Source organism: Acinetobacter sp. DMC2, assembly GCF_056314305.1.
Window position 1 is genome coordinate 13,843 of sequence record NZ_JBQUYP010000003.1, and the last position, 24,508, is coordinate 38,350.

General features: G+C 38.5%; 26 protein-coding genes. 11 read left to right on the plus strand and 15 right to left on the minus strand.

The features are described from left to right. Positions 1–84 precede the first annotated feature (84 nt). The 4 genes from msrB to ACT53H_RS06840 all read left to right on the plus strand — a co-directional run bounded on the left by msrB (position 85) and on the right by ACT53H_RS06840 (position 2,528). Positions 85–504, plus strand: coding sequence for a peptide-methionine (R)-S-oxide reductase MsrB (gene msrB / locus ACT53H_RS06825; protein WP_004792889.1), 420 nt, complete (start codon positions 85–87; stop codon positions 502–504). After that, positions 501–986, plus strand: coding sequence for a glutathione peroxidase (locus ACT53H_RS06830; RefSeq protein ID WP_003651303.1), 486 nt, complete (start codon positions 501–503; stop codon positions 984–986). The genes msrB and ACT53H_RS06830 overlap by 4 nt, the downstream gene beginning before the upstream one ends. An 8-nt stretch (positions 987–994) precedes the next feature. Beyond that, positions 995–1,831: an AraC family transcriptional regulator gene (locus ACT53H_RS06835; RefSeq protein WP_238611130.1), complete on the plus strand. Its 837-nt coding sequence runs from the start codon at positions 995–997 to the stop codon at positions 1,829–1,831. A 64-nt stretch (positions 1,832–1,895) separates the two neighbouring features. Continuing rightward, on the plus strand, positions 1,896–2,528 hold the full coding sequence (locus ACT53H_RS06840) for a LysE family translocator (protein ID WP_476008911.1): 633 nt from the start codon (positions 1,896–1,898) through the stop codon (positions 2,526–2,528). Between the two features lie 59 nt (positions 2,529–2,587). Here ACT53H_RS06840 and dapC read toward each other — a convergent pair whose 3' ends face one another. The 6 genes from dapC to ACT53H_RS06870 all read right to left on the minus strand — a co-directional run bounded on the left by dapC (position 2,588) and on the right by ACT53H_RS06870 (position 9,379). Then, complete coding sequence (gene dapC, locus ACT53H_RS06845) at positions 2,588–3,757, minus strand: succinyldiaminopimelate transaminase (protein WP_476009113.1); 1,170 nt, start codon at positions 3,755–3,757, stop codon at positions 2,588–2,590. 25 nt (positions 3,758–3,782) lie between these two features. Beyond that, the gene (gene glnD, locus ACT53H_RS06850) at positions 3,783–6,446 is read right to left on the minus strand and encodes a [protein-PII] uridylyltransferase (protein WP_476008912.1); all 2,664 of its coding nucleotides are present in this window, start codon (positions 6,444–6,446) and stop codon (positions 3,783–3,785) included. Positions 6,447–6,473: 27 nt separating this feature from the next. After that, positions 6,474–7,691 carry a formate-dependent phosphoribosylglycinamide formyltransferase gene (gene purT / locus ACT53H_RS06855; RefSeq protein ID WP_476008913.1) on the minus strand — a complete coding sequence of 406 codons (1,218 nt, stop codon included), beginning with the start codon at positions 7,689–7,691 and terminating at the stop codon, positions 6,474–6,476. Between the two features lie 102 nt (positions 7,692–7,793). Next, positions 7,794–8,183, minus strand: coding sequence for a tautomerase family protein (locus ACT53H_RS06860; protein WP_005304505.1), 390 nt, complete (start codon positions 8,181–8,183; stop codon positions 7,794–7,796). A 130-nt stretch (positions 8,184–8,313) separates the two neighbouring features. Continuing rightward, positions 8,314–8,655 (minus strand): L-valine transporter subunit YgaH, encoded by a 342-nt coding sequence (ygaH, locus tag ACT53H_RS06865; protein ID WP_005304506.1) that lies wholly within the window; start codon positions 8,653–8,655, stop codon positions 8,314–8,316. 1 nt (position 8,656) lies between these two features. Next, a complete protein-coding gene (locus ACT53H_RS06870) occupies positions 8,657–9,379 on the minus strand; it encodes an AzlC family ABC transporter permease (protein ID WP_476009114.1) in 723 nt (240 codons plus the stop codon). A gap of 121 nt (positions 9,380–9,500) precedes the next feature. Here ACT53H_RS06870 and ACT53H_RS06875 point away from each other — a divergent pair, with 121 nt between their 5' ends. Further along, positions 9,501–9,971 carry a hypothetical protein gene (locus ACT53H_RS06875; protein ID WP_174739220.1) on the plus strand — a complete coding sequence of 157 codons (471 nt, stop codon included), beginning with the start codon at positions 9,501–9,503 and terminating at the stop codon, positions 9,969–9,971. Positions 9,972–10,046: 75 nt separating this feature from the next. Here the strand turns inward: ACT53H_RS06875 and ACT53H_RS06880 are convergent, their stop codons facing one another. Both ACT53H_RS06880 and ACT53H_RS06885 read right to left on the minus strand, forming a co-directional pair. Beyond that, positions 10,047–10,373, minus strand: a complete 327-nt coding sequence (locus ACT53H_RS06880; RefSeq protein WP_476008914.1) for a hypothetical protein — start codon at positions 10,371–10,373, stop codon at positions 10,047–10,049. 171 nt (positions 10,374–10,544) lie between these two features. Beyond that, on the minus strand, positions 10,545–11,252 hold the full coding sequence (locus ACT53H_RS06885; RefSeq protein ID WP_476008915.1) for a Crp/Fnr family transcriptional regulator: 708 nt from the start codon (positions 11,250–11,252) through the stop codon (positions 10,545–10,547). 92 nt (positions 11,253–11,344) lie between these two features. On the opposite strand from ACT53H_RS06885, the gene ACT53H_RS06890 reads away from it, so the two are divergent. Beyond that, positions 11,345–11,866, plus strand: a complete 522-nt coding sequence (locus tag ACT53H_RS06890; protein ID WP_151962645.1) for an Mpo1 family 2-hydroxy fatty acid dioxygenase — start codon at positions 11,345–11,347, stop codon at positions 11,864–11,866. A gap of 45 nt (positions 11,867–11,911) precedes the next feature. On the opposite strand, the gene ychF is transcribed toward ACT53H_RS06890, so the two are convergent. The 7 genes from ychF to ACT53H_RS06925 all read right to left on the minus strand — a co-directional run bounded on the left by ychF (position 11,912) and on the right by ACT53H_RS06925 (position 19,547). Next, complete coding sequence (gene ychF, locus ACT53H_RS06895; RefSeq protein WP_004642544.1) at positions 11,912–13,003, minus strand: redox-regulated ATPase YchF; 1,092 nt, start codon at positions 13,001–13,003, stop codon at positions 11,912–11,914. A 93-nt stretch (positions 13,004–13,096) separates the two neighbouring features. Further along, positions 13,097–13,756, minus strand: a complete 660-nt coding sequence (locus ACT53H_RS06900) for a methionine ABC transporter permease (RefSeq protein WP_476008916.1) — start codon at positions 13,754–13,756, stop codon at positions 13,097–13,099. Next, positions 13,737–14,813 (minus strand): methionine ABC transporter ATP-binding protein, encoded by a 1,077-nt coding sequence (locus ACT53H_RS06905; RefSeq protein WP_476008917.1) that lies wholly within the window; start codon positions 14,811–14,813, stop codon positions 13,737–13,739. The genes ACT53H_RS06900 and ACT53H_RS06905 overlap by 20 nt, the downstream gene beginning before the upstream one ends. 5 nt (positions 14,814–14,818) lie before the next feature. Then, a complete protein-coding gene (locus ACT53H_RS06910) occupies positions 14,819–15,649 on the minus strand; it encodes a MetQ/NlpA family ABC transporter substrate-binding protein (RefSeq protein ID WP_476008918.1) in 831 nt (276 codons plus the stop codon). Between the two features lie 14 nt (positions 15,650–15,663). Next, entirely contained in the window at positions 15,664–17,076 is a 1,413-nt protein-coding gene (locus ACT53H_RS06915) for an LLM class flavin-dependent oxidoreductase (RefSeq protein ID WP_476008919.1), read from the minus strand. After that, complete coding sequence (locus ACT53H_RS06920; RefSeq protein ID WP_111853724.1) at positions 17,076–18,299, minus strand: SfnB family sulfur acquisition oxidoreductase; 1,224 nt, start codon at positions 18,297–18,299, stop codon at positions 17,076–17,078. Before ACT53H_RS06920 ends, ACT53H_RS06915 begins: the two co-directional genes overlap by 1 nt. Before the next feature lie 12 nt (positions 18,300–18,311). Beyond that, positions 18,312–19,547 carry an SfnB family sulfur acquisition oxidoreductase gene (locus ACT53H_RS06925; RefSeq protein WP_476008920.1) on the minus strand — a complete coding sequence of 412 codons (1,236 nt, stop codon included), beginning with the start codon at positions 19,545–19,547 and terminating at the stop codon, positions 18,312–18,314. Positions 19,548–19,892: 345 nt separating this feature from the next. On the opposite strand from ACT53H_RS06925, the gene ACT53H_RS06930 reads away from it, so the two are divergent. The 5 genes from ACT53H_RS06930 to ACT53H_RS06950 all read left to right on the plus strand — a co-directional run bounded on the left by ACT53H_RS06930 (position 19,893) and on the right by ACT53H_RS06950 (position 24,460). After that, positions 19,893–20,657: a glutathione S-transferase family protein gene (locus ACT53H_RS06930; protein ID WP_151962652.1), complete on the plus strand. Its 765-nt coding sequence runs from the start codon at positions 19,893–19,895 to the stop codon at positions 20,655–20,657. Positions 20,658–21,194: 537 nt separating this feature from the next. After that, entirely contained in the window at positions 21,195–22,088 is an 894-nt protein-coding gene (locus ACT53H_RS06935) for an amino acid ABC transporter substrate-binding protein (protein WP_004792851.1), read from the plus strand. A 92-nt stretch (positions 22,089–22,180) separates the two neighbouring features. Continuing rightward, positions 22,181–23,023: an amino acid ABC transporter permease gene (locus ACT53H_RS06940; RefSeq protein ID WP_005304542.1), complete on the plus strand. Its 843-nt coding sequence runs from the start codon at positions 22,181–22,183 to the stop codon at positions 23,021–23,023. A 2-nt stretch (positions 23,024–23,025) separates the two neighbouring features. Beyond that, entirely contained in the window at positions 23,026–23,703 is a 678-nt protein-coding gene (locus ACT53H_RS06945) for an amino acid ABC transporter permease (RefSeq protein ID WP_005304545.1), read from the plus strand. A gap of 13 nt (positions 23,704–23,716) precedes the next feature. Beyond that, complete coding sequence (locus ACT53H_RS06950; protein ID WP_004792844.1) at positions 23,717–24,460, plus strand: amino acid ABC transporter ATP-binding protein; 744 nt, start codon at positions 23,717–23,719, stop codon at positions 24,458–24,460. Positions 24,461–24,508 lie beyond the last annotated feature (48 nt).

Here is a 24,508-nt window from a genome sequence, read left to right on the forward strand (position 1 = left end):
ACGTTCAGAGACTAGTGTTTTTTTGATGAATGGCGTAAATATAAAACACGATTTATGTTTACATCAGAATAAAAGGTGCATGTCATGGGAAAAGTCAATAAAACAGACCGGGAATGGCAAAGAGAGTTATCACCAGAAGAATATCGGATCACACGACAAAAGGGTACTGAACCAGCATTTACGGGGCAATACTGGAATACGAAGCAACATGGTACCTATGTCTGCCGTTGCTGCGGTGCAGAATTGTTCTCATCAGACACTAAATATGACAGTGGTTGTGGTTGGCCTAGCTTCTTTAAACCGATAGAGCCAACTGCAATTGAAGAACATGATGATTTATCGCATGGTATGGTCAGAACAGAAATAGTTTGTCATGATTGCGAAGCCCATTTAGGGCATGTTTTTGAAGATGGACCACAGCCGACTGGTTTGCGCTATTGTGTAAACTCGGCATCATTACAACTTAAATCACAAGAAAAAAATGATGAGGAAACCTATCCATGAGTAATATTTATCAGTTTGAAGCTGAACTGTTAGAGGGTGAAGTTAAGCAATTAGCTGATTACAAAGGTAAAGTTTTACTAATTGTAAATACTGCAAGTAAATGTGGTTTTACACCACAATTTGCTGGCCTTGAAAAACTTTATGAGAAATATAAAGATCAGGGCTTGGAAGTTTTAGGGTTTCCCTGCAACCAGTTTGGCGGGCAAGATCCGGGTAACAATAAAGAAATCGGTACGTTCTGCCAACGCAACTATGGGGTGAAATTCCCGATGTTTGCAAAAGTAGATGTAAAAGGACCAGAAGCCCACGTGATTTTTAGATATTTGACGCGTGAAGCTAAAGGCATTTTAGGCAGTAGTACTATTAAATGGAACTTTACTAAATTTTTGGTAGGGAGAGATGGCGCAGTGCTTAATCGCTATGCTCCTACGACTAAACCAGAAGCATTAGAAGCTGATATTGAAAAAGCATTAGCAAGTTAATAAATTAAATGAACGCTATTCCTCAAGCATTTGAGTTTTGGCAAGATGGGCGAATGCCTTATGTTGAAGCCAGAAGATCTTGTTTTAGTCGAACATGTTATAAGTCTCATAGTCATCCAACATTTTCTATTGGAGCTATAGATGAAGGGAATAGCGTTTTTCAAAGTTCATTTGGTACAGCACAAAAGATTTCTGCTGGTACCTTAGTCATTGTACCTGCCCACATAGAACATTCTTGTAATCCATTACCTGATCAGGCTTGGAGTTACCAGATGCTGCATCTGGATATATCTTGGCTTAATCAATGGTATGCCGAATTTCAAAAAGAGGGCTTTGATTTAAATTTACCCCAACATAGACCTCTCATTATTAAAGATGAGTCTTTATATCAGGCTTTTTCTGGTATGAATAAAAGTTTGTTTGATCCTGAAAAATTGATTCTTGGAAAAGAACAGTCGCTTATCTATTGCCTTACTCAGTTGTTACTACCTCATTTTATATTAGAAGAAATACAGAAAACTCAATATTTGTATAAAGACTTCTTGGACTTAATTCATATTATCAAATCATCCGAACGATTTATTTCTCTAGAAGAGCTTGCACAGCGGGTAGGTCTTAGTCGATACGCAATTATTCGTCTCTTTAAAGCTAATGTTGGCTTAACGCCTCACGCATTTCAAATTAATTTAAAGATTAATCAAGCCAGAGCTCAATTAAAACAAGGGATTTCGCTTGTGGAGTTGGCAGTAAATTTAGGCTTCAGTGATCAGAGCCATTTTCATAAAGCTTTCAAAGCGCATACAGGAATTACTCCTCGTCAGTTCCAACTCGCAGCCGCGCAATAATTTACAATAAATTATTTTTCTTTATTTTTAAGCTATTCCATACAGTTTTAAAGATGAAATCGTTATGGAAGTTTTTTTAGTTATCGCCTTTACTCACTTTTTAGCGCTGTTATCTCCGGGACCAGATTTTTTCCTTATTCTCACCAGCCTTTTACAAAAAGGTTCTCGATATACATATGGCATTATTGCTGGAATTGCGTTTGGTAATGCCTTGATTTTGATGGCTTGTATGTTCGGATTTATGTTGCTTGGAAATTTGAGTACGACCATTCTTTTAGTACTTAAATGGCTTGGGTCTGGGTATTTGGTTTATTTGAGCTTTCTTTGTTTTAAGGCTGCTCGGTCTAGTAACTTAACTTTTGCTACTGAAAAAAATGAATTGATTGATCAGGAGCACCAACATTCGGATAAAGTTAAGAGCTTAATGTTGGGAATACAATCTAGTCTACTTAATCCCAAAAATATTATGTTTTATAGTAGCTTGATGTTGCTTATTCAGCATCAATTTAGTTTAGTTCAAAAATTACTGATGAGTACGTGGATGACTGGAGTTGTACTTGGTTGGAACTTACTGTTGGTTCGGCTATTACTTCAAAATCGAGTTCTAGAACTGATTAAACGTTCAGCGATAGGCTTATATTATTGTTCTAGTCTGGCTTTTATATGTTTTGCAATTTTACTCGTTATTTATAGTTAATTTCGGTTGTATAGCCTTCATGCTAAATAACTATGAAGGCTATACACCTTATTATATGCTTAAAGAATTGCTTTTAAACGTTTAACCACTTCTTCACACTGTGCTAAATCGGCGACTAAAGCCATACGTACATGATTTTCCCCTGGGTTACCTTGATCTGTATCACGAGATAAATAACGACCCGGTAAAACTTTAATATGAGCTTTTTCCATTAACAGCTTGGCAAAAGTTTCATCATTGTCTACCTTCAACCAATAGTAAAAACCAGCATCTGGCTTTTGTAATGGTAGTAGATGGCCTAGTTCAGATTGAAACAAGTCAAATTTTGCACGGTATTGTTTACGGTTTTCTTCAACATGGTTTTCATCATTCCATGCCGCAATTGATGCAAGTTGATGTTGAACAGGCATTGCTGCACCATGATAAGTACGGTACTGCAAATATGGTTTTAATAATTCTGCATCACCCGCTACAAAACCTGAGCGTAAACCCGGTAAGTTTGAGCGTTTAGAAAGTGAATGAAATACGACACAGTTTTTATAGTCATCACGACCAAGTTCTGCACAAACTTCCAATAAACCTGTAGGTGCTTGCTCGAACCAAAGCTCTGAATAACATTCGTCAGAAGCAATAACAAAATTATATTGATCAGATAAGGCAATTAACTTTTTGAATTGTTCTTTAGAAAGCACAGTGCCAGTCGGGTTGCCCGGCGTACATACAAAAAGAAGGGCAGTTTTTTCCCAGACTTCTGCGGGTACAGCATCAAAATCGCCTAAGTAACCATTTTCTTCGGTACAATTAATGAAGTATGGTTTTGCACCGGCAAGTAGAGCGGCGCCTTCGTAAATTTGATAAAACGGATTCGGCATTACCACATACGGAACGTCTTCACGGTTAATGAGCGCCTGAACAAATGAGAAAATCCCTTCACGCGTACCAGACACTGGCAAAATGTGGTTTTCAGCACTAATGCTGTTAAGTTTAAAGCGCTTATTTAACCAGTCTGCAATACTTTGGCGAAGCTCAGGTAAGCCTTTACTATTTGGATAAGTTGATAGATGATTGAAGTTGTCAATAATTGCCTGTTTAACAAACTCTGGTGCTGGATGCTTTGGTTCACCAATTGATAGAGGAATCAAGGGAAGGTTAGCAGGAGTAGTATCCTTAAAAAGCTGGTTTAACTTTTCAAATGGATAGGGGTGCAATAACGACAAGCTAGAGTTCATTAAACAGTTACCAAGTAGTTGAGTTTCAGTGCTGACAAATTTGATTAGATGCTTCATCTAATGCAGCTTTAAGCTTTTCCGAGAAGAGTTTGACCTCTTCGTTATTTAACGGTTTTCCATCTTTTTTCGTGACAAAGAAAATATCTTCTGCACGTTCACCTAAAGTTGCAATTCTAGCTGAATGGATGTCTAAACCTTGCATCATAAATAAGCCACCTACTCGTGCAAGTAGGCCGGGGTGATCAAGTGTTGAAATTTCAACCATATTTTGCTGTAACGCTTCATTCAATGTTACGTCAACTGTATTTTCAATATCGAAGTGACGTAGTTGACGTGGAATACGGCGTTGCATAAGTCCCGGATATTGATCTGGCTGACTAAGCGCCTTCACTAATGCAGTTTTAACCGTTTCTTCGCGTTCGGGGTCGGTTAGCAATGTACCAAAGCGATCCAGCACCACATAGGTGTCTAAACTAAATGCGGTACTTGCTGTGATAATTTTTGCATCCTGAACGTCTAAGTTCATGCGGTCTAAAACTGCCACAGTCGTTGCAAAAAGGTTGGGTTGGTCGCGCGTATATATAAAGATCTGCACGGCATCTTGGGCAGCTTTACGGTGAGCACGTAATAGTACTAATGGCTCTGGATTATCGCCGTGTTTCAAAATTGCTTGAGTGTGCCATGCAATTTCATCTGCCGATTCTTTAATGAAGTATTCATCGCCCAGTTCTTGCCATACTTTTTCAACGTCTGCCAATGAGAAGTTATTTACCAGTAATTCGCTTGCTGCAAATTTGGTGTCTTCAATCAGCATTTGATAGTCAACAGGACGACTTAAACCTGTACGAATGACATCACGGGCATGCGTATAAAGTTGACGCATAAGCGAGGCACGCCATGTATTCCACAGTTTTGGATTTGTCGCATTAATATCTGCAACTGTTAAGGTATATAAATAATCAAGATGTTCCATATCGCCAAGTTTTTCGGCAAAATCTTTAACAACATCCGGATCGGAAATATCCTTTTTCTGAGCTGTTAGCGACATGAGCAAATGGTTGTGGATGAGCCATGCAATTAATTTACATTCACGCTCTGTAAAACCGTGCGCACGTCCAAACTCGATCGCGTCTTCTGCACCAAGTTCACTATGGTCTCCACCGCGACCTTTGGCAATGTCATGAAATAATGCAGCTATAAATACAATATCTTGACGAGCGAGACGTTGGAAAACTGAGCTTACAACAGGGAATTCTTTGGCAAATTCAGGTTCTTTAAAACGGTTTAAATTGCGCAGTAATAATAATGTGTGAGCATCAACTGTATAGATATGGAATAGGTCATATTGCATAAGACCCATAATTTGACCAAAGGCTGGAATATAGTTTCCTAAAACACCATATCGTTTCATCGCTACCAAAGTATCGTATAGACGATAAGGTGAGCGAATAATCGACATAAATAGTGCTTGATGCTCAGGGTTATCTCGAAAATTTTGGTTAATACGTTTTGCAGCAAGAATAAGTAAGCGTAAAGTACGAGCGCGAATACCTTCAATATCTGGTCGATTAGCCAAAATATAGAATAGTTCTAAAATAGCACTTGGATGTTCTGCGAAGATTTTGTGGTGCTGTACGGCAAGTTTATTGTCGACAATCTTAAAGTGGTCATTAACGACTTCAATTTTACGTTCGTAATTTGGTAAGCGCGGAGTAATAACTGATTCGCTAAAGTAGGCCAATAACATTTCATTGAGTGTTGAAACCTGTTGAGCCGTACGGTAGTAGCGTTTCATGAACTGCTCGACACCGTAGTTTACAGGCTGACCTTCTTGACGAGCGTAACCAAATTGAGCCGCAATTTCTCTTTGATGATCGAACAGAAGACGGTTTTCATCACGCTTCGCTAGGCGATGTAAATGATGACGAATTTCCCAAAGAAAGCTTTCAGCTTCTTCTAAAACATTTAATTCAAATTCTGAAATAAAACCTAAATGAACTAAGTCATAAATACGGTTTACGCGGAAATGACGCTTAGCAATCCAGCCAATCTGGTTAATATCACGAATACCGCCAGGTGCATTTTTAATGTCGGGTTCTAAATTGCTTTCAGTGTTGTTGTGTTGGTGGTAACGCTTAGCTTGTTCAGCCATTTTTGCATCAAAAAATGTTTTGTCTGTCCACGTTTGTGAAACAATACGACGTGGCCATTTTGCAAGTTGACTATTACCGGTAATTAAACGAGCTTCAATAAGTGTAGTTGCAACAGTTAAATCGGTAGCAGCTTGTTCAACACAGCTTTGAATGGTGCGAACGCTAATGCCGGGTTTAAAGTTTCCAACGTCCCATAATGAAGAAATAAAAGTAGAGATATGTTTTTCATTTTCTTCGTTAATTTCATGTTCCGATAAAATCATGATATCAACATCGGAATAGGGCAACATTTCACGGCGCCCATAACCACCCACAGCAAAAAGACCTAGCCCTGTTTGATCAAGTTCAGCATGTTTCCATAAAAAGATCAGTGCTTCATCAACGAGGTCTGAGCGCGCTTTAATGACTTCTCGAATAGATTGCCCATTTTCATATGAATCCTGCAATTGCTTTTCTACATCCGTTCGCCATTGATTAATGGCTTTAATATCATGATGGCTTGTAACGTAGTTCAGCAATGGCGATGTATTGATCATGAAAATGGGTCTACCAAAAAGTAAATATTAAGAGTTGGTTTTTACGCTTACTTGATCAGCGGTTTCTTTCGCTAAAGTACGAGCAAGATCAGTATTTTCTGCACGAGCAGTTGCCACACCCATACGACGTCGTTTGAAACCTTCTGGTTTACCAAACAGGCGTAAGTCAGTATTTGGGTTAGCTAATGCCGTATTTAAGCCGCTGTAGCTTAAATTTTTAGCATCAACCCCAGCATAAATAACTGCACTAGCCGCAACACTATGGCGAGCTGTATTTACTGGCAATCCTAAAATTGCACGAGCATGCAGTTCAAATTCGCTTTGAAATTGTGACGCTAGAGTCACTAGGCCAGTATCATGTGGGCGAGGCGAAACTTCACTAAACCAGACCTTGTCGCCTTTAATAAACAGCTCTACACCAAAAATACCACAACCACCCAGCGCTGTTGTCACTTTATTTGCAATACGTTTTGCTTCTTCAAGTGCAGCCACAGTCATTGGTTGAGGTTGCCAGCTTTCTACGTAATCACCAGCATCTTGACGGTGACCAATTGGGTCGCAGTAGTGAGTTTCAATTTCGCCCGTTTCAGGATTTTTAGCACGAACGGTAAGTAATGTAATTTCAAAATCAAAGTCAATTTGAGATTCAATGATGACTGTACCCTGGTTAACACGACCACCTTGCATCGCATATTCCCAAGCAGTATCGACTTCATCGAAACTTTTTACACGAGACTGACCTTTACCAGAAGATGACATTACTGGTTTTACAAAGTTTGGATAACCAATATCGTCACAAGCAGCACGGAAGCTTTCTAGTGAGTCAGCAAAGCGGTAAGCAGAGGTAGGTAAACCAAGTTCTTCAGCCGCAAGACGACGAATACCTTCACGGTTCATGGTCAGGTTTACAGCTTTAGCAGAAGGAATAACAGTTGCAGTTTGGCTCGCTTCAATTTCAAGCAAAACTTCTGTCGCGATGGCTTCAATTTCTGGAACAATTAAATTCGGTTTAATTTTCTCGATGAGCTGTTTTAACTCAGTTGGATTAGCCATATTTAACACATAAGAAAAATGTGCAACTTGCATGGCTGGCGCATGATCATAACGGTCGGCTGCATGTACTTCGACACCAAGGCGTTGTAAAGAAATTACAACTTCTTTGCCAAGCTCTCCTGAACCTAACAATAAAACTTTAAATGCAGAAGATTGAAGGGGGGTACCGAGTGTCACGCTCATGCGAATCATCCTGACAAAATTATTTTTTTAAGCATAGCAGAACTTATGAGGGAGTTAAGCTTTATCACACATAAAAAAATTAATTTTGTCGGACAATTAAGATGTCATTTTTTAGATATTAACTTGATAGTTTAAAAGTAACTCATCTGCATTTTTGCCGCGAATACCCCAATTTTCTTTAGGGGTTTCAAAAATCGTAATTTCAATATCTTGCGGAGCTATTTTGCATTGTTGTTCAATATTGCGAAATAAAGTTTGAATGAGTTGTTTCTTAGTAGCCGCGCTACGTCCTGCAAACATTGAGAGTTCTATAATAATGTAGTGTTGGCTGCGGTCAGAAGGATAGATAAAATTTCCAGGCTTAAGACTGATAAAACGTTGAAATCTTTTCTCGATAGGATATTTCAATTCTTCAATGAGCGCTTGATGGATTGCATGAGAAAGTAATTCTCGATACTGCATAATCGTTTGTTCATTGGCATAAATTTTAACTTGTGACATTTTTATCTCTATTAAGTAGGTAAGATTATCTTTTTAATCAATTCAAAAATTAGATTTTTACGCCAGAAGTTTCAATCTTAAAGGCTTCTGGCTAGGTTTTATTTTATATAAGGAAGATCAGTTTATCTATTTATAAAGGTAAATAAGTATAGATCAGGCCATAAACAATTGCGGCAGTTAACGTTGCCGGAACAATTTTCTTAAATTTAAAATAAAGACCTGCTAGCACTAAAAAACCGATAAGCATAGCTAGGCTTTTATCTGGATTTTCAAGAAGTGGCGGAAGAGTGGCCACAACAAGCATTGCGCTAATTGCAGATATACCAATGCTTCCCAAAGCAATTTTTAGCCAGACTGAACCGCGTCTTTGCTGTGTACCTTGTAGCTTTTGTATAACAAAGAACGGTCCAAAACGTGAGGCAAAATTGGCAATACCAACAATGATGCCAACCAGAATAATCTCTAGATTCATTTTAAACTTCGACCTCTTCTTGTTGTTTCAGCACATAATGTTTAAACAAGCCGGCTAAAATGCCTGAAAGAATACCAATAAAAATAGCCGCAGAGAGGTTAATCCAATAGCAGGACAACGCTGAAACAACCAAAGATACAGCAACTACAAGGCTATGCTTTCGCTCAAATGCTGCTAATAAAAAACTTAAGAATAACGCAGGCAATAAGAAGTCTAAGGCTGCTTGTAAAAACTTGGGAAGATGAGACAACTGATCTGCAAATAATCCGCCTAACAATGAGCCAGTTGCCCAAGCCATCCAACTAAATAGACTTAAGCCTAACATCCAAGACTCGGACCATTGTTGTCTACGCTGTGAAAGTTGAATCATTCCACTTGCAAAAACTTCATCGGTTAAGCCCCAAGCCCACACCGCCGTTTTTTTTAGATTTAATTTGTTTGGAATCAGGTTATATAAAGCTGGTCCATAAAGCACATGGCGAATATCCAGTGCAATGACTGTTAATGCAGTTAACCAAATAGATGAACCGCTAGCCAAAAGTGCGACAACCAAGAACTGGCTAGCTCCGGCATACATTGAACAAGATAGGAAAAAAGCTTCCCATGGTGTAAAACCAAACTGAGATGCAGAAACGCCAAAGGCAAAAGAAACAGGTAAATAGGTAAATACGATAGCTTGACTATCTTTGGCGCCTTGCCAAAAAGTTGCCGTTTGGGCAGGCATCAATTGTTGTTCGGACACAATACACCTTGGCAATAAACCAAATGATAAAAATACTTGAAAGATTGAGTATTGTAGCCGAATTTAATAGCATAGTGCCGAAATGTTTAATCGGCAGTTTGCTATGTTCAACGCAAAGATTCGTTTAGTTTATATCGCCATGTTGAGTGCAGGTATTTTTACATTGCAGGGCTGTGACAATGGTAATCATGAGGCAGAAAAAAAAGTAGAAATTAAGCCAGCACCTAAACTGACCAATGATGCAACTGTTTATGCTCAAAAAGCATGGACATTGATTAATACGGTTGAGCATTTGGTTTATGAAAAGCAGCTGAGTCAAATCGATGACAAAGTTCGCAAACCTTTACGTCAATTGAGTACAGACTGGCGTATTAATGTGAAAATGACTGATTCCGTGACAGAAGGGAAATATGCACTTTGTCGTAAAGCTTTAACGAGTCTAGATGTGTGGGCACGCGAAACGCTTGAAAATAATGATTCAGTTGCTAAGAAACAAGCAGATTATGAGCGAGATAAAGCCCAATGTAAGGATGCGATCGATACGCCAAATCTTGGAAATACTTCGCCAAAATAAAAAATTATAAATATAAAAAAGCGAGAGGATCAATCTCGCTTTTTTGCTTTTAAAACGATAATGAGTGAATATTAATTACGGCTTCGCCGCAGCTTTAGCTGTGTTTGCTGTTTTCACTGCATCTTGTTTCATTTGATGAGTCATTTGCTGTGATTCATGTTGAGCATGCATAGATTTCATCATTGCTTCATGCTTTTGTTCAGTCATATCTTTTTTAACATCTTGTTTTGCTTTTACTGCTTCTTTTTTAGCAGTTGCTTTGCCGTGTGCACCAACACATTTTCCGCCCTTATGATTTGGCCCTGTACCACCTTGTAATTGAGTTCCTTTTGGACATGCAAATGCCGAAACACTTAACATAGCCAATACGCCAGCTGTAAGAATTGTTGATAATTTTTTCATGTTAATCAGCGCCTTGTTGAGTATTATTGCTCAGCTTGAGTGTAAAATGAAAATATCTGCTTTAAAACATTTATTTTGTGAAATAGAGTTTGAACAATGTTTTGTTTTGCAGCGTTATCTATTTTTTTAATTTGGTTTTAAGTTTTTGTCATATAGCTGGTTATGCAAAGATTAGGAATGGGCTTGAGCAACTACTTTTAATTTCTCAATATCTAGAATCTCAATTTTTCTAAAAGCAATTTTAATGATTTTCTGTTTTTCGAGCAGGCTCAACTCATGGTTGATTGTCTGTCTGGATGTGGTCAGCATATTTGCCAATTGTTCTTGAGAAATATGGATGTGATGATCATGAATAAGAATATGATTCCCATATCCTTCTAAAATGAATAGAAGACGTTGAGCAAGCCTTTGAGAAATACTGCGTGTTTGGATCGCAATCTGTTCTAAGAAAACATATCTGAGTTTTTGGCTAGTTAAACGAGCAAAGTAGTACCAATAATATGGATTGTTTTTGAGTAATTCATTTAATGGTTTTGCAGGAATATGCAGAACGGTACTTTTTTTCAAAGCAATCGCATCGTGCGAACGTGGTTCATGATCAATCAGCGATATTTCACCAAACCACATAATTGGCTCAGCAATTGCAGAAAGAGCTTCATTACCATTTACATCGACATAACCTAAGCTAATTGAGCCTTCAAGCACAGTATAAATGCCATCAAACACATCTTGGGCACGGAACACATAATTGTTTTTTTCAAATGTTCTTTGCTTACCATGCTCTAGAATAAAGTTTTGGAATGCTTCCGGAAGCAAACTAAACCATGTATTTTCTCTTAGTCGATTAATATAAATAATGTCCAATATTGGGCCATCCATGAAAAAAATCATTACTTTGTCAAATAGCTGACAACTTTAAGTTTTCCTTATTTGTACAGTATGACTATAGATAGATGAATAGGGAACAACTCATGTCGAATCTGGAGCAACAACTTAGCAAATATGCTGCTTACCACTTAAATCATAAAAATATTTTGACGCATTTTATTGGTATTCCACTCATCGTGTTTTCAATTCTCTGTTTAACAGCCAGAGCTGGGGTCGATATGGGTAGTTTTAAACTGACTTTGGCCATGCTGTTGATTGCAGCTAGTACGATTTATTATTTTATTTTAGATAAAGTATTTGGCTTACTCATGCTCATTCTTTTAGTCGCTGTGTATCCACTGGCGAGCCAAATTGCCGAGTTTTCTTTAGAGCAATGGTTAGCGGCAAGTATTGGTTTCTTTGTGGTGGGTTGGGTCTTTCAGTTTGTGGGACATTATTTTGAAAAGAAAAAACCAGCTTTTGTGGATGATGTGATAGGACTTGCGATAGGACCATTATTTGTATTGGCAGAATTTATATTTATGCTGGGTTTTAGAAAGCCTTTGCATGCGCGTATTTTACAAGAGGCGCGCAGTAAACGAGAGGCGATGGATTTAAGTCATTAAACATAAAAAAGCCCCAATATGATGGGGCTTTTTTTGAGCTTTAACTTATACGTTAAAACGGAAGTGCATTACATCGCCGTCTTGAACAACGTAAGTTTTACCTTCTAAACGCCATTTACCAGCTTCTTTAGCGCCATTTTCACCGTTGTATTGTACGAAGTCATCATATGCAACAACTTCAGCACGGATAAAGCCTTTTTCGAAGTCGGTATGAATCACACCAGCTGCTTGAGGAGCGGTTGCACCAACTTTTACCGTCCAAGCACGTACTTCTTGTACACCGGCAGTGAAATAAGTTTGTAAACCTAAAAGCGCATAACCTGCACGAATAACCACGTTTAAGCCTGGTTCTTCCATACCCATTGCTTCTAAGAACTCAGCACGATCTTCATCTTCTAATAGTGAAATTTCAGCTTCAATCTGGTTGCAAAGAGGAACAACGATAGCATTTTCTTCAGCCGCAAGTTTTTTAACTGCGTCTAAGTGTGGGTTGTTTTCAAAACCATCCTCTGCAACGTTTGCAATATACATGGTTGGTTTTAAAGTCATTAAACCAAAACCACGAACTAATTTACGTTCGTCATCAGATAAATCAGCCGCGCGAGCTGGTTTACCTTCGTCAAGTAAAGGTTGAATTTTTTCTAAAACTGCTTTAGTTGCTACAGCTTCTTTGTCACCGCCTTTAGCAACTTTAGTTAAGCGTAAAATTGCTTTAGCAACAGTTTCAAGATCGGCAAGCGCAAGTTCAGTATTAATAGTTGCGATGTCGTCTAATGGATCAATTTTACCATTTACGTGAATTACGTTTTCGTCTTCGAAACAACGTACAACATGAGCGATTGCATCAGTTTCACGGATGTTAGCAAGGAATTGGTTACCTAAGCCTTCACCTTTTGATGCACCAGCAACAAGACCTGCAATGTCCACAAATTCCATTGTAGTTGGCAAAATACGTTGCGGCTTAACAATTGCAGCAAGTTTGTCTAAACGTGGATCTGGTACAGGAACAATACCTGTGTTTGGTTCAATGGTACAGAAAGGGAAGTTTTCCGCTGCAATCGCTGCTTTCGTTAATGCATTGAAAAGGGTAGATTTCCCTACGTTTGGCAGACCAACAATACCGCAATTAAAACCCATGAAAACCACTCACAAATGTGTAAATTAAAAATTGTCGCTGATTTTACATGAAAGCCATGACAAAGTCATGGCTAGAGCAGGGTTGTATTGCTTTTAAACTTTACGTTTATCAAGTTGCTGGGCTAATGCGTCACCAGTCGCTTGTACTAACATGACTAAAACAATGAGCACAAAAATTACAGCCAACATAATTTGCATATCAAAACGTTGGTAGCCATAACGATAAGCAATGTCTCCTAGACCACCTGCACCAATAGCACCAGCAATCGCAGAGGAGTTAATCATAGTCACAATCGTCACGGTAAAGCCGGCAACAATTCCTGGTAAAGCCTCTGGTAAAAGTACATGCCAAATAATTTGTTTACGGTTACAACCCATGGCCTGTGCCGCTTCAATTAAGCCTTGATCGACTTCACGTAAGCTGACTTCTGCAATACGTGCAAAGAAGGGAATAGCAGCAATCGTCAACGGAACAACAGCCGCCCACACACCATAACTTGTACCTACAATCCAGCGAGTAAGCGGAATAAGTGCAACCATTAAAATTAGAAAGGGTACAGAGCGAGTAATATTAATGACCCAACCCAAAGCCTGATTAATCTTTTGTGACGGATGGATGCCGTGTTCAGAAGTGCTGACTAAAACAATAGCAATAGGTAAGCCAATTAAAAAAGCAATAAATGCAGATGCACCTACCATGAGTAAGGTATCTACGGTTCCAGTAATTAATAAATCAATGAGCTGGTCGTGCATAGCCAAGTACCTCAAATTGTGCAATTGCAGTTGATGCATCTTGTCGTATAGATGAAAGATCAATTTCTACGTTAGGAATACCCACTAAAAGTGAGCCAATAATGTGCCCTTGAATGGTATCGACCTGACTTTGATATAAATTGACGGGTGCTTTAAATCTAGCAAGTAGCTCTTGTATATCGGGTACTTGATGTGCTTCAGCCTCATATTTCAGTTTTACAATAATATGAGTCGAATCTTCATCGGGTAGAGGACTGATTTTAAAAGGCAGCGTGATCTGCTCAAGGTTCAACAATTCTTGAGTAATTTGTTGCTCTGGTCGTGAAAATACAGACCAGACTTGCCCAGCCTCTACAATTTCACCTTGGTCAATCACAACGACCTGATCACAAATTTCTCGAATGACCTGCATTTCGTGTGTGATGAGTACAATTGTTAGACCAAGTTCCTGATTAATCTTTTTAAGTAGAGCCAAAATAGTAGCGGTACTTTCTGGGTCAAGTGCTGAGGTGGCTTCATCACAAAGTAAAATTTCTGGGTGGTGAACAAGTGCTCGTGCAATACCGACACGTTGCTTTTGTCCGCCTGAAAGTTGTGACGGATAATGACCAGACTTATCTGCAAGACCTACGAGTGCCAGAACTTCATTTACACGCTCATCGATATCTGCTTTGTTGTAATTGGAAACTTTTAAGGGTAATGCCACATTTTCCCAGACCGTTTTTGCAGACATCAAATTGAAATGTTGGAAAATCATTCCAATGCGTTGGCGTGTTTGAATAAGCTCGACATGACTCAATTCAGCAATGTTTTGTTGATGAATATGAATACTGCCTGTATTCACTTGTTCTAAGCCATTTAATGTGCGGAGTAGGGAAGATTTTCCCGCACCACTTTTACCAATAATACCTAAAATCTTACCTTGAGGAATATCAAGGTTAATCTCTTTTAAAGCATGCAGCTTTTGACCTTGCGATTGGTAAAACTTATTTAAACCACGAATTTTGATATGAGGTAGAGAAAAATCAACTTGTGATCCAAAACTCACCATGGTCATTCTCCTTATTTCCAGCCAGGAAACCAAAGTTTTGGCCCAATCTCGGCATCTAACACAGCTTTAACTTTTGGCGAGTTTTGATAGATCTCAACAAATTTCTTTAATTTGTTGCCCTTGTCCTGATAGTCGTCACGCACCACAAACAAAATCGCGTAACGTTTATTGGTATTGTCATCTAGTAAAAGAGCACTATCAGGGTCAGCTGTTTTTGCTAAGCGCAAGTAGTGTGGGTAGCCAAAAGCTAAGTCAACATCATCAATTGCACGAGCAGTTTGTGGTCCTTCAACCTCGATGAATTGCAAGTTTTTAGGATTTGAAACAACATCTTTAAGTGCAGATAAATGATTGTTTGAATCTTTAAGCGTAATTAATTTAGCTTGCTGTAAAAGTAGTAGGGCACGACCTTGATTCACTGGGTCATTTGGAATGACTACACGTGCGTTTTGTGGCAATTCATCAAGGCTTTTATATTTCTTTGAATAAAGTCCCACATGTGATGCTGCACCTACTGCAAATGCTTTTAATTTAAAGCCAGTTTCTTTAATCGCATTGTCTAAGAAAGGTTGATGCTGGAAAAAGTTCGCATCAATATCCCCATGATTTAAGGTAATATTTGGTGTGTTCCAGTCAGAAAATTCGACCAGTTTTACATTTAACCCCTGTTTCTTTGCTTCATCGGCAGCAGCTTGTAAAGTTTTTGCAAATGGGGGACTAATGCCAATCACAAGTTCATTTGAGCCACTTTGACGATGTTTATTCCATAAGAATAAAGCAACAACAAGGACTACAACGACTAAGCCTACGCCTAGCCATTTTTTTGAGGCTGTTTGAGCCATGTCTATCTCCAAATTTAAGCGGTTATTTCTTCAATTGTTGTTAAGTTTTTGCTGTTGTTATTGGGACTACATCGGAACGCTTGAACAGGGTGTTGTTTTGGTAATTGATCACCCCGATTAAAAATTTTGTTCCGCAGTGAACCCGTTTTATATGCAGTTTTATAGCGACCACGTTGTTGTAGCTCAGGAATGACCAAGCGGATAAAGTCGTGGTGAGACTCAGGTGCAACAGTACGTGTTAAATTAAAGCCATCAATATCTGTCTCATCTAAAAGATGAATTAAGTATTCAGCAACTTCTTCGCCACTACCCACAATGAGTGGATAACGACCACCTAAAACATGCTGAGCTTTTAAGTCATTTTTCGTTATTTGTTGCTCTTTAAACTTTTCGGTAATCGAAACAATGCTGTTACTTTTTTGGTAAGGAATTGCTTCATCGTCAGCAAACTTACTTAAGTCAATGCCTGTTGAACTCGCATAATGCGCTAAGCCTGCTTCAGGGCTCGCATACTGACGATATTCATTAAGTTTTTGTACAGCGAGATCATGTGTTTCGGCCACAACAATGGTTATACCGACAAAGACTTTAATATCATCTGCTGAACGGCCTTGCTGTTCTGCAAGAGCACGAATCTTTTTCACTTGTTCGCGTATTTTTTCGGGTTTGTCGCCGCCAATAAATACACACTCAGCATGGCGAGTCGCAAACTGCATGCCTTTTGGTGAAGCACCTGCTTGAAACAGTGTCGGGGTGCGTTGCACAGAAGGAGACACCTGAAACACACCTTCACTTTGGTAATATTTGCCGTGGTGGTGAATGGTGTGAACTTTAGACGGGTCTGTAAAAACACGCTGTACTTTATCTTTTTTAACGGCGTCGTTTTCCCATGAACCTTCCCAATATTTATAGCAAAGCTCTAAAAATTCTTCGGCTTGTTCATAGCGAGCATCGTGGTCTTTTAAACCTTTTTGACCAATCAAACGTTCCGCACTATCTAGATAACCCGTTACGATATTCCAGCCAATACGACCTTGAGTTAAATGGTCAAGACTCGCAAAGCGGCGGGCAAATTGATACGGATGCTCATAGCTTAAGTTCACAGTGACCCCAAAACTTAAATTTTGAGTGACTGCCGCCATAGCTGAAATGAGTGTAGATGGGTCATGGCTTGGAAGTTGAATAGACTCTTTTAAAGTGAGATCTATACCGTTTTGATAGACGTCATACACACCTGTAATATCGGCAATAAACAAACCATCAAATAAACCACTTTCTATGGTTTTGGCTTGCTCTGTCCAATAGCTCAACTCATTAAAACGGTGTGATTCATCACGTGGATGTGTCCATAAGCCATGATTGATATGTCCAACACAGTTCATATCAAAGGCATTAAGTAAAATTTCTTTCGCTTTAACATCTGTCATTACAATGTCCCCCGACGAGGTGGTAGAACACCGTTAAGTACATAGTTCCCAATAAAGTAATATTTCCATCGTGCAGCATCATGCAACGTATGCACACGTGCATTGCGCCAGAAACGGTCTAGACCATCTTGTGATTGACTACCACGACTACCAGCAAGTTCAATCAGCTTAGACGATGCTTTTAGTGCGGTATCGCTACTATGAGCACGTACTTTGGCAACATCAATTGAAGCTTTTGCAATGCTTTCAGGTGTGGTTTCAATTTTTGCGGCATCAATTGATTGAGCAGCTTGTTTTAATAACACTTCACTTGCCCGTACATCTACGGCAATGCGTCCTAATTCATAAATCGTTAAAGGATCTTGGTTTGCAGTTTCTACATTTGAATCAATCCATGGGCGCGCTTGATGTACTCTTTGCAAGCTTTCTTCAAAGGCTCCACGTGCAATGCCTACCTCAATTGATGCATGCATAATTTGAGCAAAAGGGCCCACTAAGGTTGGTTGTAAAAATGCAGTATCAAAAGGAATAACATCATCCGCATCGACAAAAACCTGATCAAATTTAACTGTGCCGCTGCCTGTGGTTTTCTGTCCAAAACCAGACCAGTCATCAACAAGTTTTAGTCCTTGTGAACCACTTTTTACAAAGGCTAGATACTCTCGGCCTGCATCGTCTAAAACTAGAGTTGGAATACGGTGTGCAAATAAACTTCCTGTGCAATAAAACTTTTCACCCTGAATCAAATATCCATTTTCATGAGGGCGGATATTGGTTTGTTTGTGAGTAGAAGTTTTAGTTTTAAACTCAGCAAGTGCATTACCAAAACGAGTGCCATTTAAAACTTCGCCGTATAAGCGTTGTTTTTGAGCTTCTGTGCCTGTATTGCGCAATACTTCTAAGGCATAGAAATGGTTTTGTGGAATTTGTCCGATTGAACCATCTGCACCGCTTAAAAGTGCAATCACTTTAGCGACTGTATGACTTGAAACTTCGGCACCGCCATATTGCTTTGGCACTGTAATTGCCCAAAGACCAGATTGGCTCAATGCATCGATTTCTGTATAGGGTAAAATTCGCTTAGAGTCTCGCTCAACTGCGGTTTTTTTAAATTGCTCAGCAAACTGTTTGGCAACTTCTAATGCTTCTGCATCATTTTGAATAATGTGCGCTTGTCCAGATGCCGAGGTTTGTTTTGTTTGAACAGATTGATATGAAGTCATGACAATTTCTCCTTAAATCCAGGCATGGCGGGCAGGGAAATGACCATTAAGGTAATAATTGCCAATGGCATGTAATTTCCAACGAACAGGGTCGTGTAAGGTATGTACACGGGCATTTCGCCAATGTTGATCTAAATTGTGTTGGCTTAAACTTGAACGGCTACCGCCTAGTTCCAGCAATTTTTCAGAGATTTGTAGAGCAGCATCATTGGCATAGACTTTTGCTTCTGCGACCAAAATTGAAGCTTTAGCTACTTGTTCATCAGTCACAGTTTGAAGTTGGTCAAGTTCATCTAAATATTCAGCAGCGTCATCAAGCAGTAAAATTGCAGCATCGAGCAAAATATTTAACTTACCTACTTCTTGCAGGGTGTAATGTTCAAAGCTGGCTTTTTCAACATTTGCATCAATAATTGGACGTGCTTTATGAATAGTCGATAAAGTATCGTCAAATGCAGCTTCTGCAATCCCCACATCAATGGCAACTTGTAATAACTGAGAATAAGCACCGCGATAGGTAGGGGTTTTAGTTAATAAGCGTTCATCAAAGATGAGTTCTGGATTAACTTCAACTTGATTTAATTTAACTGTACCACTCGCTGTAGTACGCTGACCAAATCCATTCCAGTCATTAATGACTTCAATACCTTGAGTCTCTCGGTTAACAATGACTAAAACCACATGACCTTCAGGATGAACCGCTTTAATTGCAAGCCAATGCGCAAAACTTGTACCTGTCGAATAAAACTTTTCGCCGTTTAAAATATATTTGCCATTTTCAATGGTAAGTGTGGTTTTTAATGTTTTTGAGTCATGTGTATTACGTTCTGGTCCACCGTTAGCAAGACGTTTGCCTGCCAATATTTCTGAAAAGATAAATTGTTTTTGTTGTTCTGTGCCCATAATTTCGATCAGGTTTAAAAGGCTAATCTGATTTTGTGGAATCTGACCAACGTTCGCATCACCTTTACTTAAAATACGGAAAACTTGAGCGAGTGTTTTATTGGAAACAAAAGCTCCGCCATATTTTTTCGCAATTCGAATTCCGCCTAAGCCTTTCTGGCTAAAGCTTTCAATTTGCTCATGTGGTAATAAGCGTTGTTGATCACGTGTATTACGACCCTCTAAAGCAAAATCAGCCACTTGATAAGCAGCATTAATGGCTTGTTGATCATTTTGAATGATTTGGACGTATGCCGTCGTTTTAGATAGAGAATTAGACATAATGACACCTTGTATTGCTGTCATTACCTTACAAAAGAAATATTTTTCCACTAAACGAGGACTTATGCTCAGCTTATGAAATAAAGTGCAAAGCATTTTTTTTGATTTTTAATGGAGAAATAAAGATATTAAAAGTATTTATAAATCAATTGATTATTGTTTTTATGCGTAAAGCTGATAATAAAATTAGTTTTAATATGAAAAAGAGCTATAAGTACGGTAAAAAAAGATATAAAAAATATAGACCTAACTGTCAGCAAAAAATGAGCACAATATCCATTGTTTTAAATAAAAATAGCTTCTAAAGTATCTACTTACCATCGACCATTTTTGTACAAATAGTCAAATAAAAATAAACGTGGAGATTTTATGCGGGTTTTGTATCAGTTTCCTTTGTCCCATTATTGTGAGAAAGCTCGCTGGTTGTTAGACCATAAAGAACTTGATTATGTGGCTCATAACTTAATTCCAGGATTTCATCGTGCTTTTGCACAACTCAAAACAGGCCAAAATTTATTGCCAATTTTGAAAGATGACCATCAATGGATTGCTGAATCAACCAAGATTGCACTTTATCTGGATGATACCTACCCAGAACACGCGCTTTTGCGTCGTGATGAGCAACTTAGACAACAAACTCTTAAAATTGATAGTTTAGCTGATGAGCTTGGTATACATGTACGCCGTTGGGCTCTAGCTCATACATTGGCGCAAGGAGACCATGCTTTAGAAATTATGATGGGTGAACAAGGCTATTTACGCCAGTTTGAGAAAATATCGAAACCTTTTCTAAAAACCCTTGTAAAGAAGAACTATAAACTTGAAGAGGAGTTGGTGGGTCAGTCCAAAGAGCGTATGGATGAACTCATAAATGAACTCAATAACTGCTTAATAGAAAATCAGGCACGTTATATGGTGGGTGATCGCTTAAGTCTAGCTGATATTTCTGTGTGTTCTATGCTTGCACCACTATTAGAGGTGAAAGGCACGCCATGGGAGCGTGAAGAAGCAGAAGAAGTTTCTGAGGAATGGAGCAATTATCAAAAATATTTGCTTGATTTACCTCTAGGCCAATATGTTTTAAGAATATATCAAACCGAAAGAAACGCACGCGTAGATTGGCGAGGAATTTAAACTTTATAAAAAGCCCTGATTTTATCAGGGCTTTTTTGTAATATTTCTAAGGTCAGTTATTAACTTAAATATTACTATCAATTTTCTAAATGCTTTTTATTAAAACATTTATATATATTATTTTGCTGTGGGAATTTCTTCATTTAGCTCATTATTCAACTTTAGTCTAAATACTTAATAATTTTAATTTTTATGTTTTTTCACAAAATACAATTTTTTTAAAAACAGTTTTTAGCTGAAGTTAAGCCACTTTATTGTGCATATGTTTACATTGTAATCAATAATTGCCACATTAAAGTGTAAATAGATGAGCTTAATAATAGACAGAAGATTAAAACATAGATTAAAGTAGAAACATGTTAGCAGTTTTAAAGGTATTAACTCTGCAAAACAGACTGAATAAAATAAGTGAAGCAAATGGATGTGTCCTACTTGGAAAAGTTGGCGCGATAATTGCAATTTAATAATAAATCACTCTATTACTCTATATGAATGATTCTATAGATAAATAGAGAGAATGATCATCAAGGAGTTCTTATGAAACGTTCTGCAACCTCTCTCATTGTTTCAACATTTATGCTTTGTACGGTTGGCGCTACTTCTCAAATTCAGGCAGCAGATACATTAGCTAAAATTAAAAGTACCGGAAAAATCGTTATTGGCCACCGAGAATCTTCTGACCCAATTTCATATGTTGTTGCAGGTAAACCAGTAGGTTATGCAGTCGATATCTGTAACCAGTTTGCAAATGACATTAAAAAAGAATTGAAAATGCCTGGGCTAAAAGTTGAATACAAGGCAGTAACTTCATCAACACGTATTCCTGAACTTTTAGCAGGTAATATTGATATGGAATGTGGTACGACCACAAACTCTAAGCAACGCCAAGAACAAGTGGGCTTCTCAACAAACTACTATGCGACAGAAGTACGTATGGCAGTTAAAGCGAACTCAGGCATTAAGAGTTTGGCAGATTTAAATGGCAAGGCAGTTGTAACAACTCAAGGCACAACATCTGATAAATACATCAAGATGAATGAAAAAGGCCAAGCGCTTAATATCCAAAATATCTATGGTAAAGATCATTCTGACTCGTTTGCAATGATGGCGTCAGGCCGTGCTGCTGCATTTGTTATGGATGATAATATTTTAGCTGGCTTAGTTGCTAAATCTTCTACACCTAAAGCTTTCGCAATTGTTGGTCCAGTACTTTCATCAGAGCCTTATGGCATTATGCTGGCTAAAGGTGATACAAAATTCAAAGCGATTGCTGACCGTACTGTAAATAATCTATGGAAAACTGGTCAAATGGACGCTTTATATAAGAAGTGGTTCTTATCGCCAATTCCACCAAAAAATACAAATTTGAACATGCCACAAAGTTCATCTTATAAAAAACTAAAAGCTCACCCAACAGATGCAGGGATCTAACAAGATCTTTTTGTCCTAAATTTACTTAAGCAAGTGAGACTCACTTGCTTAAGCGGTCTATTTTCCTAAAGATATTCATTTAAGGGGCAAACATGTCAGTCGGCTCGCTAAACTGGACTATATTCTGTGCGGAGTCTAATGAATATGGTGTCGATAAAGCCGCATGGGCAGAATCAGTCTGTAGAGCAATTGGTAGTACAAGCTACAATGCTCATGCTGAAGCGCCCACATGGTTACAAATGTTAGGTTCAGGCGTCTTTACTATGGTTTGGACAGCTGTTATAGCCTTTCTTATCGCATTTTTATTAGGTTCTCTCCTAGGGGTAATTCGTACATTACCTAACAAACCTCTCGCATTTATTGGCAATTGTTACGTTGAAATCTTCCGTAATATTCCACTTATTGTACAGCTATTCTTCTGGGCATTTGTTTTTCCGGAATTCTTACCGGACAGCTTAAGTGCAGGAAGTGGGGACGTTGTTGCAGGTGGATGGTGGAAAAATATTTTAAATCAGCAACCTGCAGTTATTGGTGTTTTTGCATTAGGTCTCTACACTGCTGCACGTGTATCTGAACACATACGTGCCGGTATTAATACTGTTTCTCGTGGACAAAAGTTTGCAGCTTCTGCAATGGGTTTTACCACTGCACAAAGCTATCGTTATGTCATTTTACCTGTTGCATATCGTACAGTGTGGCCAACGATTACTTCTGAAGCAATGAACGTTTTCAAGAACTCGGCTGTTTTGTATGCTTTGAGTGTTTTGAACTTCTTCGCTTATACAAAAACCATGCGGGAAGAAACTTCTCAGGACATCATTATTCTTATTCTCTCTACACCTGTTTATTTAATTATTACTTATAGCATTAAATTTATCATGGCATGGATTGAGAAACGAATGGCTGTGCCTGGCTTAGGCTCAGGAGGGAAGTAATTATGGATTTTTCTTTATTACATAACCCTGATGTGATCGCGGCACTCAAAGAAGGTTTCATTTTTACTCTTACCGTGACTGTATTGGCGATGATGGGCGGTATCCTAATCGGAACCCCATTGGCAATGATGCGTTTATCAAACAATGCCATCGCAAGTAATTTCGCAAAATTTTATGTCGATCTGTTTCGTGGTATCCCACTGATTCAGGTGATCTTTATTTTCTACTTTTTGTTGCCGAAAATATTTGAGTTTCAATCTGATACGTATTGGGGACCATTGTTTTCAAGTGTTGTGACTTTTGCTATTTTTGAAGCTGCATTTTTCTCGGAAATTGTACGTTCCGGAATTCAGTCTATTTCAAGAGGTCAGGTCAATGCAGGCTACGCGCTAGGTTTTACCTATGGTCAATCAATGCGCTACGTGGTTTTACCTCAAGCCTTTCGTAACATGCTCCCAGTATTGTTAACTCAAACAATTATTTTATTTCAGGATATCTCATTAGTTTATGTGATTAGTGCACCAGACTTTTTAGGTCGTGCAGATACATTGGCTAATACATATGGTCCTGAAACCAAAGCAACATTCTATTTAATCGTCGCTGTAGTTTACTTCTGTAGTTCGTTTGTGCTGTCGCAATTAGTCAAACGCTTACAGCAAAAAATTGCCATCATTCGCTAATTGGAGATTTTAAATGCCAATGATAGACATCCAACATATCTCTAAATGGTATGGTGATTTTCAGGTTTTAACAGATTGCACGACGAGTATTGAAAAAGGTGATGTCGTTGTTGTTTGCGGACCGTCTGGTTCAGGAAAATCAACACTCATTAAAACAGTAAATGCGTTAGAACCATTTCAACAAGGTGATATTATTGTTGATGGAGTTTCTCTGAAAGATCCAAAAACGGATCTTGCTAAATTCCGTTCACGAGTGGGAATGGTGTTCCAGCATTTTGAACTTTTCCCGCACATGACTGTTTTGGAAAATCTAACCATTGCTCAAGTTAAAGTGTTAAAGCGTTCAGTTGCCGATGCTCGTGAAAAAGGTTTGAAATATTTAGAGCGTGTAGGTTTACTTGCGCACAAAGATAAGTTTCCTGGCCAATTGTCTGGTGGTCAACAACAACGTGTAGCGATTGCTCGTGGCTTGTCCATGGACCCAATCTGTATGTTGTTTGATGAACCAACTTCTGCACTTGACCCAGAAATGGTCGGGGAAGTACTTGAAGTGATGGTGCAACTTGCACATGAGGGCATGACCATGATGTGCGTGACACATGAAATGGGTTTTGCTAAAAGAGTATCTAACCGTCTAATTTTTATGGATGAAGGTAAGATTTTAGAAGACTGTCCAACGCATGAGTTCTTTGATAATTTAGATGCTCGCCACGAGCGCGCGAAGCTCTTCTTAGAAAAAATTCAAGCCATGCATTAATACCATTAATAAAAAAAGAGCCTTTAAAAAGGCTCTTTTTTTACGTCC

Coding starts and splice junctions, on each gene's coding strand:
- msrB (WP_004792889.1), top strand. CDS start 85: ATGGGAAAAGTCAATAAAACAGACCGGGAATGGCAAAGAGAGTTATCA.
- ACT53H_RS06830 (WP_003651303.1), top strand. CDS start 501: ATGAGTAATATTTATCAGTTTGAAGCTGAACTGTTAGAGGGTGAAGTT.
- ACT53H_RS06835 (WP_238611130.1), top strand. CDS start 995: ATGAACGCTATTCCTCAAGCATTTGAGTTTTGGCAAGATGGGCGAATG.
- ACT53H_RS06840 (WP_476008911.1), top strand. CDS start 1,896: ATGGAAGTTTTTTTAGTTATCGCCTTTACTCACTTTTTAGCGCTGTTA.
- dapC (WP_476009113.1), bottom strand. CDS start 3,757: ATGAACTCTAGCTTGTCGTTATTGCACCCCTATCCATTTGAAAAGTTA.
- glnD (WP_476008912.1), bottom strand. CDS start 6,446: ATGATCAATACATCGCCATTGCTGAACTACGTTACAAGCCATCATGAT.
- purT (WP_476008913.1), bottom strand. CDS start 7,691: ATGATTCGCATGAGCGTGACACTCGGTACCCCCCTTCAATCTTCTGCA.
- ACT53H_RS06860 (WP_005304505.1), bottom strand. CDS start 8,183: ATGTCACAAGTTAAAATTTATGCCAATGAACAAACGATTATGCAGTAT.
- ygaH (WP_005304506.1), bottom strand. CDS start 8,655: ATGAATCTAGAGATTATTCTGGTTGGCATCATTGTTGGTATTGCCAAT.
- ACT53H_RS06870 (WP_476009114.1), bottom strand. CDS start 9,379: ATGCCTGCCCAAACGGCAACTTTTTGGCAAGGCGCCAAAGATAGTCAA.
- ACT53H_RS06875 (WP_174739220.1), top strand. CDS start 9,501: ATGTTCAACGCAAAGATTCGTTTAGTTTATATCGCCATGTTGAGTGCA.
- ACT53H_RS06880 (WP_476008914.1), bottom strand. CDS start 10,373: ATGAAAAAATTATCAACAATTCTTACAGCTGGCGTATTGGCTATGTTA.
- ACT53H_RS06885 (WP_476008915.1), bottom strand. CDS start 11,252: ATGGATGGCCCAATATTGGACATTATTTATATTAATCGACTAAGAGAA.
- ACT53H_RS06890 (WP_151962645.1), top strand. CDS start 11,345: ATGTCGAATCTGGAGCAACAACTTAGCAAATATGCTGCTTACCACTTA.
- ychF (WP_004642544.1), bottom strand. CDS start 13,003: ATGGGTTTTAATTGCGGTATTGTTGGTCTGCCAAACGTAGGGAAATCT.
- ACT53H_RS06900 (WP_476008916.1), bottom strand. CDS start 13,756: ATGCACGACCAGCTCATTGATTTATTAATTACTGGAACCGTAGATACC.
- ACT53H_RS06905 (WP_476008917.1), bottom strand. CDS start 14,813: ATGACCATGGTGAGTTTTGGATCACAAGTTGATTTTTCTCTACCTCAT.
- ACT53H_RS06910 (WP_476008918.1), bottom strand. CDS start 15,649: ATGGCTCAAACAGCCTCAAAAAAATGGCTAGGCGTAGGCTTAGTCGTT.
- ACT53H_RS06915 (WP_476008919.1), bottom strand. CDS start 17,076: ATGACAGATGTTAAAGCGAAAGAAATTTTACTTAATGCCTTTGATATG.
- ACT53H_RS06920 (WP_111853724.1), bottom strand. CDS start 18,299: ATGACTTCATATCAATCTGTTCAAACAAAACAAACCTCGGCATCTGGA.
- ACT53H_RS06925 (WP_476008920.1), bottom strand. CDS start 19,547: ATGACAGCAATACAAGGTGTCATTATGTCTAATTCTCTATCTAAAACG.
- ACT53H_RS06930 (WP_151962652.1), top strand. CDS start 19,893: ATGCGGGTTTTGTATCAGTTTCCTTTGTCCCATTATTGTGAGAAAGCT.
- ACT53H_RS06935 (WP_004792851.1), top strand. CDS start 21,195: ATGAAACGTTCTGCAACCTCTCTCATTGTTTCAACATTTATGCTTTGT.
- ACT53H_RS06940 (WP_005304542.1), top strand. CDS start 22,181: ATGTCAGTCGGCTCGCTAAACTGGACTATATTCTGTGCGGAGTCTAAT.
- ACT53H_RS06945 (WP_005304545.1), top strand. CDS start 23,026: ATGGATTTTTCTTTATTACATAACCCTGATGTGATCGCGGCACTCAAA.
- ACT53H_RS06950 (WP_004792844.1), top strand. CDS start 23,717: ATGCCAATGATAGACATCCAACATATCTCTAAATGGTATGGTGATTTT.